The following is a 327-nucleotide window of genomic DNA, read 5'->3' as shown; positions in this document are numbered from 1 at the left end:
GCCGCCGCAATAATCCAAATTAAAATAATGGCCATTATCGATTTGACGTTGGCAATAACTACCAGTGAGATAGCGATTACAATTGTTCCTAAAACAATATAGGGTTTCCGTTTACCAAATCGCGAACGGGTAACATCAGAAAAGGCACCAAACAGCAAGTTAGCAATCGCACCAGTAATTGATGCGACTGTTGCTAAGATACCAACCGCCCAAACTTTATGAACCGGATCTAAATTAGCAAATAATTGTGGAATCAAGACACTTCGCGTTGAACCAATTGGCCCATACCAGCAAAGTGGTGCTAAAAACATAGCCGACGAAACCATC

The 327-nt window shown here is 41.6% G+C and carries 1 protein-coding gene; it reads right to left on the bottom strand.

Features of this window, described 5'->3' with window-relative positions; translation table 11 throughout:
* Nucleotides 1–326 (bottom strand): MFS transporter (locus tag FC85_RS12505; RefSeq protein WP_162255424.1); only part of this gene is annotated, 326 nt, incomplete at its 3' end.
* Nucleotide 327 lies beyond the last annotated feature (1 nt).

Origin of the sequence: Lentilactobacillus diolivorans DSM 14421 (genome assembly GCF_001434255.1) — a bacterium.
GTDB classification, from domain to species: domain Bacteria; phylum Bacillota; class Bacilli; order Lactobacillales; family Lactobacillaceae; genus Lentilactobacillus; species Lentilactobacillus diolivorans.
This window is presented reverse-complemented; position numbering and strand designations above follow the sequence as displayed.